13 protein-coding genes are annotated in these 12,059 nt (G+C 72.5%); 11 read left to right on the top strand and 2 right to left on the bottom strand.

Features of this window, described 5'->3' with window-relative positions; all coding sequences use genetic code 11:
* The first annotated feature begins 29 nt into the window (after positions 1-29).
* From thpD to ehuA, 5 genes are all read left to right on the top strand, one after another.
* Positions 30-926, top strand: a complete 897-nt coding sequence (gene thpD / locus N5875_RS36065) for an ectoine hydroxylase (protein ID WP_338498526.1) — start codon at positions 30-32, stop codon at positions 924-926.
* Entirely contained in the window at positions 923-1,840 is a 918-nt protein-coding gene (ehuB, locus tag N5875_RS36060; RefSeq protein ID WP_318212804.1) for an ectoine/hydroxyectoine ABC transporter substrate-binding protein EhuB, read from the top strand. Before thpD ends, ehuB begins: the two co-directional genes overlap by 4 nt.
* Before the next feature lie 102 nt (positions 1,841-1,942).
* The gene (gene ehuC, locus N5875_RS36055; RefSeq protein ID WP_318212803.1) at positions 1,943-2,617 is read left to right on the top strand and encodes an ectoine/hydroxyectoine ABC transporter permease subunit EhuC; all 675 of its coding nucleotides are present in this window, start codon (positions 1,943-1,945) and stop codon (positions 2,615-2,617) included.
* Positions 2,617-3,252 (top strand): ectoine/hydroxyectoine ABC transporter permease subunit EhuD, encoded by a 636-nt coding sequence (ehuD, locus tag N5875_RS36050; protein WP_318212802.1) that lies wholly within the window; start codon positions 2,617-2,619, stop codon positions 3,250-3,252. The genes ehuC and ehuD overlap by 1 nt, the downstream gene beginning before the upstream one ends.
* Positions 3,242-4,057 carry an ectoine/hydroxyectoine ABC transporter ATP-binding protein EhuA gene (gene ehuA, locus N5875_RS36045; RefSeq protein ID WP_318212801.1) on the top strand — a complete coding sequence of 272 codons (816 nt, stop codon included), beginning with the start codon at positions 3,242-3,244 and terminating at the stop codon, positions 4,055-4,057. The genes ehuD and ehuA overlap by 11 nt, the downstream gene beginning before the upstream one ends.
* A 54-nt stretch (positions 4,058-4,111) precedes the next feature.
* Here the strand turns inward: ehuA and N5875_RS36040 are convergent, their stop codons facing one another.
* On the bottom strand, positions 4,112-4,981 hold the full coding sequence (locus N5875_RS36040; protein ID WP_318212800.1) for an RNA polymerase sigma factor SigF: 870 nt from the start codon (positions 4,979-4,981) through the stop codon (positions 4,112-4,114).
* Positions 4,982-5,170: 189 nt separating this feature from the next.
* Here N5875_RS36040 and N5875_RS36035 point away from each other — a divergent pair, with 189 nt between their 5' ends.
* The 3 genes from N5875_RS36035 to N5875_RS36025 all read left to right on the top strand — a co-directional run bounded on the left by N5875_RS36035 (position 5,171) and on the right by N5875_RS36025 (position 7,307).
* Complete coding sequence (locus tag N5875_RS36035) at positions 5,171-5,596, top strand: ATP-binding protein (protein ID WP_318212799.1); 426 nt, start codon at positions 5,171-5,173, stop codon at positions 5,594-5,596.
* A 31-nt stretch (positions 5,597-5,627) separates the two neighbouring features.
* Complete coding sequence (locus N5875_RS36030; RefSeq protein ID WP_338498523.1) at positions 5,628-6,431, top strand: N-formylglutamate amidohydrolase; 804 nt, start codon at positions 5,628-5,630, stop codon at positions 6,429-6,431.
* Between the two features lie 159 nt (positions 6,432-6,590).
* A complete protein-coding gene (locus tag N5875_RS36025; protein ID WP_338498521.1) occupies positions 6,591-7,307 on the top strand; it encodes a flavodoxin family protein in 717 nt (238 codons plus the stop codon).
* 67 nt (positions 7,308-7,374) lie between these two features.
* Here the strand turns inward: N5875_RS36025 and N5875_RS36020 are convergent, their stop codons facing one another.
* Positions 7,375-8,664, bottom strand: coding sequence for an MFS transporter (locus N5875_RS36020; RefSeq protein WP_318212796.1), 1,290 nt, complete (start codon positions 8,662-8,664; stop codon positions 7,375-7,377).
* Between the two features lie 138 nt (positions 8,665-8,802).
* On the opposite strand from N5875_RS36020, the gene N5875_RS36015 reads away from it, so the two are divergent.
* From N5875_RS36015 to N5875_RS36005, 3 genes are all read left to right on the top strand, one after another.
* Positions 8,803-9,780 (top strand): winged helix-turn-helix transcriptional regulator, encoded by a 978-nt coding sequence (locus N5875_RS36015; RefSeq protein WP_338498518.1) that lies wholly within the window; start codon positions 8,803-8,805, stop codon positions 9,778-9,780.
* A gap of 114 nt (positions 9,781-9,894) precedes the next feature.
* Positions 9,895-11,169, top strand: coding sequence for a VWA domain-containing protein (locus tag N5875_RS36010; RefSeq protein ID WP_338498517.1), 1,275 nt, complete (start codon positions 9,895-9,897; stop codon positions 11,167-11,169).
* Positions 11,169-12,005, top strand: coding sequence for a hypothetical protein (locus N5875_RS36005; protein WP_338498515.1), 837 nt, complete (start codon positions 11,169-11,171; stop codon positions 12,003-12,005). Before N5875_RS36010 ends, N5875_RS36005 begins: the two co-directional genes overlap by 1 nt.
* Positions 12,006-12,059: the final 54 nt, after the last annotated feature.

Genomic DNA, 12,059 nt, shown 5'->3' with positions numbered 1-12,059 from the left:
CCCCCATGCGAAAGGAAGCACGCTCCCCCATGCCCTCCGCACCCACCCGCCCCGTCGACCTCTACCCCACCCGTGGCCCCAAGGAGGAACTGATCGGCCGCAAGGACCCCGTCGTGTGGTCCGAGCCCGGCACGGCGGGCCCCTTCTGGGCCCGTGAACTGGAGGAGTACGACCGAGACGGTTTCGTCACGGTCGACGAGATCGTCACCCCCGACGAGGTCGACGCGCTCCGTGCGGAGCTGGACCGGCTCGTCTCCGACCCGGCCGTCCGGGCGGACGAACGGGCCGTCGTCGAGCCCCGCTCGCAGGAGATACGTTCCGTCTTCGAGGTGCACCGGATGAGCGAGGTCTTCGGCCGGCTGGCCCAGGATCCGCGGATCCTCGGGCGCGCCCGCCAGATCCTCGGCTCCGACGTCTACGTCCACCAGTCGCGGGTCAACGTCAAGCCCGGCTTCGGGGCCAGCGGCTTCTACTGGCACTCGGACTTCGAGACCTGGCACGCGGAGGACGGCCTGCCGAGGATGCGGACCGTGTCGGTGTCCATCGCGCTCACGCCGAACCACACCACCAACGGCAGCCTGATGATCATGCCGGGTTCGCACCGCACGTTCCTCGGCTGCGCCGGTGCCACTCCGAAGGACAACTACAAGAGGTCGCTCCAGATGCAGGACGCCGGTACGCCGTCCCACGAGGCGCTGACCACGTTCGCCGACGCCTGCGGCATCCGTCACTTCACGGGCCCGGCCGGATCCGCCACCTGGTTCGACTGCAACGCCCTGCACGGGTCGGGCGACAACATCACCCCCTACCCCCGGAGCAATGTGTTCCTCGTCTTCAACAGCGTCGAGAACCAGCCGGAGGCGCCCTTCGCCGCCCCCGTCCGGCGGCCCTCGTTCATCGCCGCGCCCTCGTGGGACCACACGTGACCGGCGCGGCGCGCCTGGACCGACGCGGCTTCCTCGGCAGAACGGCGCTCCTCGGTGGCCTCGCCCTGACCCCCGGGCTGCTGTCGGCCTGCGCCCGAACCCAGGTCGGTTCGGGCGCGCCCGAGGACGACGGCGCACTCCTGGCGCGGCTGCGGAAGCAGGGCTTCGTGCGGGTCGGGTTCGCCGGTGAGGCGCCGTACGGCTTCCAGGACGGCGCCGAGCCGGCCGGTGAGGCCCCGACGCTGCACCGCGAGGTCTTCACGGCGCTCGGGGTGCGCGAACTGCGTCCGACGCTGACCGAGTTCGGGGCGCTGATCCCCGGGCTGCTCGCCGACCGCTTCGACGTGGTGAGCGCGGGCATGTCGATCACGCCCGAGCGCTGCGCCAAGGTGATCTTCTCCGAGCCGGAGTTCGTCTCCCCCACCGCGCTGATGGTCCGCAAGGGCAATCCGAAGGGGCTGAGCGACCTGGCGTCCTGCGCGGCGAAGGGTGTCACCGTCGGTGTGCTGACGGCCGCGGTGGAGGCGTCCTTCGCCAAGGCGGCGGGGGTCCCCGACGGGTCGGTGAAGACCCTCGCCAAGCAGCAGGACGGTCTCGACGCCCTCCTCGCCGGGCGGATCGACGCCTTCGCGCTGACCGCCATCTCGCTGCGCTGGCTCGCGCGGACGAACCGGGACGCCGCGGTGGAGGTGACCGAGGCGTTCGTGCCGGTGGTCGACGGCGAGCGGCAACTGGGCGCGGGCGGAGCCGTGTTCCGGCCGGGCGCGACCGGGCTCCGGGACGCGTTCAACAAGGAGCTCCTCAAGATCACCGGTTCCCCGGACCGGTTCGTGGACCTCCTGGGCCGCTACGGCTTCACCGCGCGCGAGATTCCGCCCCGTTCCCTGCGGACCGCCGACCTGTGCGCCGGGTGAGGGGCGGCCCCGAGGCGGGCGTGGTGTCGGGGGGCGGCCCGGTGGCGGGCGTGGTGTCGAGGGGCGGCCCGGTGACGGGCCTCGGATCGGCGGGCGGCCGGAATGGCTGAATTCCTCCCCGAGCTCCGCCGGGCGCTGCCCCGGCTCGGCGAGGGACTCCTGGTCACGGTGGAGGCCACGGTGCTCGGCGCCGCGCTCGCCCTGGTCCTCGCGTACACGCTCGGGCTGCTCTCCCGGTCGGCGCGGCTGCCGGTGCGCGGAGCGGTGCGGGTCGTCGTGGAGTTCTTCCGGGGCACCTCGCTGTACGTGCAGCTGTTCTGGCTGTTCTTCGCGCTGCCGATGGTCGGCTTCCGGCTGGAACCGCTGGCCTGTGGTGTGCTCGCGCTCGGTCTCAACTTCGGGGCGTACGGCTCCGAGGTCGTGCGAGGGGCGGTGACCGCGGTCCCCCGCGCCCAGACCGAGGCGGCGATCGCGCTCGGCATGGGCCCGGTGCTGCGGCTGCGGCGGGTCGTCCTGCCGCAGGCGCACGCACTGATGGTGGCGCCGTTCAAGAACCTGCTCGTCCAGCTGCTCAAGGCGACGCCGCTGCTCTCGCTGGTCACGGTCCCGGATCTCACCTTCCAGATCGACCAGTTGCGCTCGTCGACGGGCGCGACGGCCGCCTCGTACCTGCTGCTCCTGGGGCTCTACTTCGGCCTGGCCGTCGTCCTGAGCCTCCTCATGAACGCCCTGGAGCGGGCCGCGAAGGCCCGCCTCGGGCAGGAAGGAGGCGCCTGATGTGGGACGGAGAGGCGGCCCGGGCCGCTCTGCCGACCGTGCTGGAGGGCTTCGGCGTCACCCTGGTCGCGACGGTGCTCGCCTTCGGCGTCGCGATGGTCCTGGGACTCGCGCTCGCCCTCGCCCAGCGCGCGGGGCCCGCGTGGCTGGCCCTTCCGGTGCGCGGGGCGGCCGGGTTCGTCCGCTCGACCCCGCTCCTGGTGCAGTTGTTCGCGGCCTGGGTACTCGTGCCGGGGCTCGACGCGCCGACGCTGGGTGTCCTGGTGCTCGGCGTGCACTACGCCACGTACCTCTCCGAGGTGTACCGGACGGGCATCGACGCCGTGCCGAAGGGGCAGTGGGAGGCGTGCACGGCGCTGTCGCTGCCGCGCCGGCGGGTCTGGCGGGCGGTGGTGCTGCCGCAGGCGGTGCGCAACGTACTGCCGCCGCTGGGCAACTACGCGGTCTCCATGTTCAAGGAGACACCCCTGCTCTCGGTGATCACGGTGCACGAGATGGTCCACGAGGCGAACACCTTCGGCAGCACCCACTTCGCCTACCTGGAGAGCTTCACCCTGGCCGCCGCGGTGTTCCTGCTCGCGAGCTGGCCGACCTCGGTGCTGATACGACGACTGGAGGCACGCCTTGCCCATTGAGGAGCTGTCCGAGGACCTCACCAAGAACCCGGCCTCGCACCCTGCGGTCCGCTTCGACCGGGTCACGAAGCGGTACGGGGACCACACCGTGCTGGACGGCCTCGACCTGGAGGTCGCCCGCGGCGAACGTGTGACGCTGATCGGCCCGAGCGGCTCCGGGAAGACCACGATCCTCCGGCTCCTCATGACGCTGGAGCGGGTGACCGAGGGCGTCATCCACGTGGACGGGGAGCCGTTCTCCCACATGCCGGGCCGGGCGGCCGGGAAGCTGGTGCCGGCGAGCGAGCGTCATCTGGCCGCGCGACGGCGGCGGATCGGCATGGTCTTCCAGCAGTTCAACCTCTTCCCCCACATGAGCGTCCTGGAGAACGTCGTCGAGGCGCCCGTGCACGTGCTCGGCGAGAGCCGGGAGGAGGCCGGGAACCGCGCCAGGGACCTGCTCGACCTGGTCGGACTCTCCGACAAGGTCGACGCGCGTCCGACCCGGCTCTCCGGCGGCCAGCAGCAGCGGGTGGCCATCGCCCGCGCGCTCGCGATGCGGCCGAAGATCCTGCTCCTGGACGAGGTGACCTCGGCGCTCGACCCGGAGCTCGTGGCGGAGGTGCTGGACGTGCTGCGGGACGTCGCCCGGCGGACCGACATCACGCTGCTCTGTGTGACGCACGAGATGGGCTTCGCCCGGGACGTCTCGGACCGGATCCTGATGTTCGACGGCGGCCGGATCGTCGAGTCGGGACCGGCCGACGAGCTCCTGGACGCTCCCACGGAGGAGCGCACCCGCGCGTTCCTGAGCTCGGTCCGCTGACTCCGCCGACGCGCGGCCCGGGGAGGGCCGGGCCGCGCGTTCCTCTCGGACCTCTCAGCCCTCACCACCGTCATCGACCATGCCGTCCCGCAACCGGTCCAGGCTTCGGGCGAGCAGTCGTGAGACGTGCATCTGGGAGACGCCGAGCCGCTCGCCGATCTGCGTCTGGGTGAGCTCCTCCACGAAGCGGAAGTGCAGCAGCAGCCGGTCGCGCGGGGCGAGGGCCTCCAGGAGCGGGGCGAGGGTGTGGAACTCCTCGAAGAGGGCGAGCGCCGGGTCCTCCTGGCCGATGACATCGGCCAGCGCCCCGTCGTCGTCCTCGCTGTCGCCGGCGAAGGTGGCGTCCAGGGACGTGGAGTGGTAGCCGTTGGCGGCGACCTGGGCCTCGACCACCTCGTCCTCGGACAGGTCCATGGCCGGGGCCAGCTCCGCGATGCGCGGGGCCCGGCCCAGCTGCGAGCTCAGCTCGTCGGTCGCCTTGGCCAGCTCCACCCGTGCCTCCTGGAGGCGGCGCGGGACGTGCACCGCCCAGGTGGTGTCGCGGAAGAAGCGCTTGATCTCACCCACGATGTACGGCACGGCGAAGGTGGCGAACTCCACCTCGCGCGACAGGTCGAAGCGGTCGATCGCCTTGATGAGACCGACCATGCCGACCTGGAGGATGTCCTCCCTCTCGTCGCCGCGCGCCCGGAACCGCCCGGCCGCGTACACCACCAGTGACATGTTCATCTCGATGAGGGTGTTCCGGACGTACTGGTGGCCCTCGGTCCCCTCCTCCCGCGCCGCCAGTTCCCGGAGGAACACCTTCGACAGGGCGCGCGCGTCCCGGGGTGGAACCGCGTGGGGGACCTCGAGAAAGGGCAGCTCCTCGCCCGTCCCGTTCGTCGCGTACGTCGTCGTCGCCTCTGCCGGATCGGTCCGCACGGGGACAACCTCCTCTGGCTCGCGGTCCGTTCAGCGGTCCCGGTTCTCGTACCCCCGCTTCCTGAAGGCACTCCTGGTCCGCTCGCGGCCGATTCCGACCGGAAGGGACACATCACCCCGGTTCGAACGGGAAGACGAAACCCATCACCTGCTCAGAAACAGCCAGGAACAGGAAGAAAGGGATCCGCGATGAAGACCAGGAGCGCCACCCGGTCCCGGGCCCCCGGGTCGGACCCGCGGGGCGCCGGGAAAGCCGGTTCGCCTCCGGTCCGCAGCCCGGCGCAGGCGCGGCAGCTCGTACGCCACACCCTCGCGGCGCTCGACCCCCTGCCGCCCTCCCAGGTCGAGGACCTGCTGCTCGTCACCTCGGAACTGGTCACGAACGCGCACCGGCACGGGGGCGGCGTCACGGGCTTCGGGATCGGGATCGGACGCGACCGGGTGACGGTGTCCGTGTCCGACGCCAGCGGGGAGGCCCCGCTGTACGAGCGCGGCGAGGGGCTGCGTCCCGGCGGCTACGGCTGGCCGATCGTGCTCCGTCTGTGCCGTGAGGTGACCGTGGACGCGGGTCCCGACGGCAAGACCATCCACGCGGCGGTGACGGTCGACCGCTGACCGGACCGACGACCTGTGGAAAGGTGAGGCGATGACCTCCCGCTCGTACGACGTCCTCGCCGGCGCCCCGGACTCCCCCGTCCTCCTCCATGTACCGCACTCCTCCCGGGTGATACCCCCGGACGTGCGCGACGGCATCCTGCTCGGCGACGGGGAACTGGCCCGCGAGCTCGACCACATCACCGACGCCCACACCGCGGAGATCGCGGCGGTGGCCGCGGCGACCGCCGGCCCGACCCCCTGGCGGTTCGTCAACCGGCTGTCGCGGCTGGTCGTCGACCCCGAGCGCTTCCCCGACGAACGCGAGGAGATGCTGGCCGTCGGGATGGGCGCGGTGTACACGCGGACCACACACCGCGCCGCGCTCCGCCCCGCCGGGTTCGACCCGGCGCCGCTGATCGACCGGTACTTCACTCCGTACGCCGAGGGCATGGCCGCCGCGGTGGCGGAGCGGCTGGAGGCGACGGGGCGGGCCGTGATCATCGACGTCCACTCGTACCCGACCGGGCCGCTGCCGTACGAGCTGCACGGCGAGGGACCCCGCCCGCCGGTCTGCCTCGGCACCGACGCCTTCCACACGCCGCCGGCCCTGCTGGACGCGGCACGGGAGGCGTTCGGCGGGTTCGGGGGCCTGGCGACGGACACGCCCTTCGCCGGGACGTACGTACCGCTGGCGTACTACGGCAAGGATCCGCGGGTCTGCGCACTCATGATCGAGATTCGGCGCGATGTCTACATGAGCGAGCCGGGCGGCCCGGCGGGACCGGGGGCGCAGGCGCTCGGGGCGGCCCTGGCGGCGCTCGTCGACGCAGTCCCGCGGCACCCGTCGGCGTAGTGACTTCGTCAGCATGGGCGTGGCGTCCGGTGATTCCGTCCAACGAGGCGAGAGAGTGGACGCGATTCTCGGCCTGCCCCACCCGGAGCCCCATCGACGTCGGCAGCCGGGCGTGTTCGGCCGCCCGACCCGTCCACTCGTCCGCAGGGGAACGCATCCATGACCGACACCGGCACGTCCTACCGTGGTCTCCGCGCCCTGGTGATCAATTGCACGCTCAAGCGTTCGCCGGAGCGGAGCCACACTCAGGGGCTGATCGACATCAGCACCGGGATCATGGAGCGCCAGGGCGTCGCGGTCGAGGTGCTGCGAGCGGTGGATCTCGACATCGCGACCGGTGTGTGGCCTGACATGACGGAGCACGGCTGGGAGACCGACGAGTGGCCCGTCATCTACTCGAAGGTGATGGCCGCGGACATCCTCACCTTGGCTGGACCTGTATGGCTGGGAGACAACTCCTCGGTCATGAAGAAGGTGATCGAGCGCCTGTACGCCTGCTCGTCGATCCTCAACGAGCAGGGCCAGTACGCCTACTACGGTCGCGTGGGCGGCTGCCTGGTCACCGGCAACGAGGACGGCGCCAAGCACTGCGCGATGAACGTCCTCTACAGCCTCCAGCACCTCGGATACGTCATTCCGCCGCAGGCGGACGCCGGGTGGGTCGGCGAGGCCGGCCCGGGTCCGTCGTACCTCGACCCCGGCTCGGGCGGGCCGGACAACGACTTCACGAACCGCAACACGACCTTCATGACCTGGAACCAGCTCCACCTGGCGAGGATGCTCAAGGACACCGGTGGCATCCCCGCCCACGGAAACCAGCGCTCCGAGTGGGACGCCGGCTGCCGGTTCGACTTCGAGAACCCCGAGCACCGTTGAGGGCGGGCCGAAACGGTCGAAGGTCCGGCGGAAGCTCGTGCGCCGTCGCCGGAACGCGTCTACGTGGTCAGTGATCTGACGGTGTCGTGGCGCCAGGGCCACAGATGAGGTCGCGGTGGCGGCCCACCTTGGTGCAGAAGAGGTAGAGCGGGGGCAGGAGCGCGGCGGCGCAGACGGTCCAGAGCGCGGTGTGGGCGCCGACATGAGTGGCGAGGAGGCCGGCGGTGAGCGCGCCGAGCGGCAGCGCGCCCCAGGAGACGAAGCGGACCGTGGCCATCACGCGGGACAGCAGTTCCGGGGGCGACTGCGTCTGCCGGTAGGTGCGGGTGGCGATCGAGCCGATGACGGTGCCGAAGGCGAAGCCGGCGTTGCCCAGGGCGAACCAGTACGCGTCCCCCGCCGACGTGGTCAGCGGGGCGAGCAGGAGCAGCGCGCCGCCGGCCAGATCGGCCACGATGACGCCCCGCGCAGTGCCGAGGCGCGTGGTCACGCGGACCGCGACGGCGGCGCCGGCGAGCGCGCCGGCCCCGTCCATGGCGAGGACGAGACCGAGCTGTGCGGCGTCGAGGCCGGCCTCACGGACCAGGTAGAGGGGGGTGAGGGCGACGAGGGCCGCGTTGAGGAAGTTGGCGGCGGTCGCCCAGATCATGCAGGGGCGCATGACCGGGTGCTTGGTGACGTACCGCCATCCCTCGCGCATCAGCCGCAGCGCGCTCTCGCCGGTGCGGGGCGCGGGGCGGCTCTCGGGGAGGGTGCGCAGGAGCACGGCGGAAGCCAGGTAGCTGGCGGCGTCCACGACGAGCGCGCCGACCGGGCCTGTCGCGCCGATCAGGACGCCGCCGAGGGAGGGACCGCCGGTGTCGGTGACGGCGTGCGTGCCCGACATGACGCTGTTGCGGGCGGCCAGCTGCCGGGCCGGGACGACGGCGGGCAGGAAGGTCGAGTTGCCGATGTCGAACAGCACGGTCGCCGCGCCGGTGACGAGTGCCGCGAGCAGCAGGTGCGGATACGTGAGGGTGCCGAGCCACCAGGCGAGCGGCAGCGATCCGAGCGCCGCGAACCGTACGAGGTCGAGCGTGACCTGGAGCCGGCGCAGCGGCACGCGCTGCGCGAGGACGCCCGCCGGGAGGCTGAGCAGCAGCCACGAGACCTGCCCGGCGGCGGCGAGCAGGGCGACCTCGAAGGCGGTGGCGTCGAGGACGGTGAGGGCGACGAGCGGCAGGGCGAGGGCGGTGACGGCGGTGCCCGCGCCGCTGACGGTGGAGGCGCCCCAGAAACGCCAGAAGACGCCCGGCGATGAGGGCTCCCGTTCGTCGTCGCGTCGGTCGTGCTCCTGGATCGCTTGTGTTCCGCTCATACGGCGCCCACCCCCGGGTCTTGTTAGTCTCTTTTGGGAACTCACTCGTTCCAGGTCAGTTTCTATCCGGAACCGACCTCATGGCGCAAGATGGTCCCGACGAGCGGCCGCCGTGCGCGCAGAAGTGGAGACGCAGTGATGAGGTCGGTTCCCGAGCGGGACGCCGCCTGCGCGATCGCGCAGGCCGCGGCGGTGGTCGGCGACTGGTGGAGCCTGCTTCTGATCCGGGAGACCGCCCGAGGGCACCACAGGTTCGACGCGCTCCAGGAGGAGCTGGGCATCTCCCGGAAGGTGCTCACCGAACGCCTGGCGCACCTGGTGGAGACAGGGGTGCTGGAGAAGGTCCCGTACCAGGAGCGGCCGACTCGGCACGAGTACCGGCTGACCGAGAGCGGCCGGGGGCTGCTGCCGGTCCTGCTGTCGATGCAGGACTGGGCCGACCGCTGGCTCCTCGGCGACGGCTCGCTCAGCGGCACCGCCGACGAGACGAGCGCGGAGGCACGGCGCGTCGCGGACCTGACGGGCCGGCGACTGCCGCGCCTGCGACTGCCCGGCCACCGGGACGGCGCGCCGGTCGACCCGGTGGCCGACGGCGTGGCCACCGTCCTGTTCTGCTATCCGGCGACCGGGAGCCCCAGCCCCCTGCCGGAGGGCTGGTCCCACATCCCCGGCACCGTCGGCTGCACGCTGGAGAACCGGCTGTTCCGGGACGCCTACGAGGACTTCCGTGCCGCGGGCGCGGAGGTGCACGGCGTCAGCACCCAACGCCCGGACGAACAGCGCGTGTTCGCGAACCAGGAGGACATCCCCTTCACCCTCCTCTCCGACGTCGACCTCCGCCTCGCCGCCGCCCTGCGCCTGCCCACCTTCCGCGCCGGACAACTGCTGCGACTGAAACGGACCGTGCTGGTCATCGACCGTGACGGCACGGTGCGGCACGCGCGCTTCCCGGTGACGGACATCCCGGCAGCGGTGAGCGAGGCGCTGGCCGAGGTACGGCGCCTGGCAGCGGAGGACCGACCCGTAGGGGATGAGCGCATCCCGGCACACGGCAACCAGCGCTCGGCCTGGGACGCCGGCTGCGAGCCGGACTTCCCGAACCCCGAACACCGCTGACACGCGGGGGGCGGTCGCGGCGTATCGCACGCCCTCCCCCGTTCTGACCGGATCTCAGAGCCCGGCGTCCACCCCCGTTTTGGATTGTCGGAGGATCATCAATACGATCCGGCGATGATCACGAGAAAACGGCTGGCGACCGGGGCCTGCGCGCTGCTCGCCGCCCTGAGCGTCGCGCTCCTGCCGACGAGCGCGACCGCGGACGCGCCGGTGGCGAAGGAATCCCCCAAGGTCGAGCTGGTCCTCGACGTGAGCGGCTCCATGCGGGCCAAGGACATCGACGGCAAGTCCCGGATGGCCGCCGCCAAGCAGGCCTTCAACGAGGTCCTGGACGCGGTGCCCGCCGAGGTCCGGCTCGGCATCCGCACCCTGGGCGCCGACTACCCGGGCAACGACCGCAAGCGCGGCTGCAAGGACACCCGGCAGCTCTACCCGGTGGGCCCGCTCGACCGGACCGAGGCCAAGACCGCCGTGGCCACCCTGGCCCCGACGGGCTGGACCCCGATCGGTCCGGCGCTGCTCGGCGCGGCCGACGACCTCGGCGAGGACGGGGCGACCAAGCGGATCGTCCTCATCACGGACGGCGAGGACACCTGCGCCCCGCTCGACCCGTGCCAGGTGGCGCGCGAGATCGCGGCGAAGGGCATCCATCTCGTCATCGACACCCTGGGCCTCGTGCCGGACGCCAAGACCCGGCAGCAGCTCACCTGCATCGCGGAGGCGACCGGAGGCACGTACACCTCCGTCCACCGCACCGAGGACCTCTCCCGCCGGGTGCGGCAGCTGGTCGACCGGGCCGCCGACCCGGTCGTCACGCCCGTGGCCACCGAGGGCGCGCTGCGCTGCGCCGACGCGCCGCAGCTCAAGCCCGGCCTGTACACCGACCGCGAGACCTTCGGCCAGCACCGCTGGTACCGGGTGGACCTGCTGCCCGGTCAGGAACTCCGCGCCTCCGTCAGCGTGCCGGCCGACCGTGCCGTCAACAACGACTACGGCGTGCTGCTGCGCGCCGTGACCCGCCACGGGCGGGAGATCGTCCGCGGCTCCGAGGCCGGCGACGGACGCACCGACGTCGTCTCGACGGGCCTGCGCTATCCGAAGCCGGAGCTCGACGACGAGCCCGGGGACGCCAAGCCGGCCGCCGAGACGGTCTGTCTCCAGGTCAGCAACTCCTTCTCCGCTCCGCCGTCGGTCAAGACGACGCCGGGCATGCCCATCGAACTGACGGTGGACGTCGTCGACGGCCCCTCGACCGCCTCGGACGTGGCCTCCTTCGGTCTCGGCCGCGGCTGGTGGCTGCTCGGCGCGCTGGTGCTCGTCGGCTTCGTGGCCGGTCTGCTCTGGGGCTGGCTGTCCCGCTGGCGCGTCGCTGTCTGGAGGACCCACTGATGCGTACCGTACGCACGCTCGCCGCGGCCACCCTCGCGGGCGCCGCTCTCCTCGGACTCGCGGCCCCGGCCCTGGCCGACTCCCCCTCCCCCTCGACCGACCCTGGCGCGGACACCCGTTCCACGGCGGGGCCTACGGAAGCCGGCACCACCTTCCGTACCGCCGCGCGGTTCCTCCCCGGGCAGCAGGCCACCGCGCAGGCCGCCACGGGTGACTACCTGTACTGGGTGTTCCCCGCGGACACCGGGCAGCGGCCGACGGTGGACGCCACCGTCACCCTGCCCGACGCGGCCCTGCGGCACGGGCCCGCCACCTGGCGGGTCGACGTGTACGACGGGCTCCGCCGGCGCCAGCCCTGCATGTACGGGACCCAGTCCCGCGCCGCGGCGAAGGAGACCGCGACGGTGCGGCTCACCTGTGTGCTGCGGCCGGTCCGCGCCTCGGCCGACACCTGGTCGAACGACCCGCTGCCCGGCAGCTACTACGTACGGCTGACCGCCACCTCTCTGCCGGACGAGGACCTGGGCCAGCCGTTCACGGCCCGGCTCGGGGTGAGCACCGTCGACAAGGGCGGCGCCTACGCGACCGACGGTTCGCTCGCCGCGCCGCTCGTGCCCGGGGCGACGACGGCCGACGAGGCGGAGGCCGACGAGGACGCCGGACGTCCCTCCGCCGTCGAGGCCGCGGCCCCGGAGGACGGCTGGTCCTCCGGGTGGTGGTCCGACCGCTGGCTCTGGACCGCGGCGGGTGGCGTCCTCGCGGCCCTCGCGGGCATCGGCGGCTATGTGCTGACGCGCGGCTCGGGCCGCCCGGGCCGGGTCCCGCCGGCCGTCTGAGCCGCCCCGCTCGCACGGCAGAAGGCCCCCACCGCCCTGGCGCGGTGGGGGCCT

Source organism: Streptomyces sp. SJL17-4 (assembly GCF_036826855.1).
GTDB lineage: Bacteria > Actinomycetota > Actinomycetes > Streptomycetales > Streptomycetaceae > Streptomyces.
This window is presented reverse-complemented; position numbering and strand designations above follow the sequence as displayed.

Excerpts from the sequence above, each read along its gene's own strand:
- thpD (WP_338498526.1), top strand. The coding sequence starts at position 30 with ATGCCCTCCGCACCCACCCGCCCCGTCGACCTCTACCCCACCCGTGGC.
- ehuC (WP_318212803.1), top strand. The coding sequence starts at position 1,943 with ATGGCTGAATTCCTCCCCGAGCTCCGCCGGGCGCTGCCCCGGCTCGGC.
- ehuD (WP_318212802.1), top strand. The coding sequence starts at position 2,617 with ATGTGGGACGGAGAGGCGGCCCGGGCCGCTCTGCCGACCGTGCTGGAG.
- N5875_RS36035 (WP_318212799.1), top strand. The coding sequence starts at position 5,171 with ATGAAGACCAGGAGCGCCACCCGGTCCCGGGCCCCCGGGTCGGACCCG.
- N5875_RS36030 (WP_338498523.1), top strand. The coding sequence starts at position 5,628 with ATGACCTCCCGCTCGTACGACGTCCTCGCCGGCGCCCCGGACTCCCCC.
- N5875_RS36025 (WP_338498521.1), top strand. The coding sequence starts at position 6,591 with ATGACCGACACCGGCACGTCCTACCGTGGTCTCCGCGCCCTGGTGATC.
- N5875_RS36020 (WP_318212796.1), bottom strand. The coding sequence starts at position 8,664 with ATGAGCGGAACACAAGCGATCCAGGAGCACGACCGACGCGACGACGAA.
- N5875_RS36015 (WP_338498518.1), top strand. The coding sequence starts at position 8,803 with ATGAGGTCGGTTCCCGAGCGGGACGCCGCCTGCGCGATCGCGCAGGCC.
- N5875_RS36010 (WP_338498517.1), top strand. The coding sequence starts at position 9,895 with ATGATCACGAGAAAACGGCTGGCGACCGGGGCCTGCGCGCTGCTCGCC.
- N5875_RS36005 (WP_338498515.1), top strand. The coding sequence starts at position 11,169 with ATGCGTACCGTACGCACGCTCGCCGCGGCCACCCTCGCGGGCGCCGCT.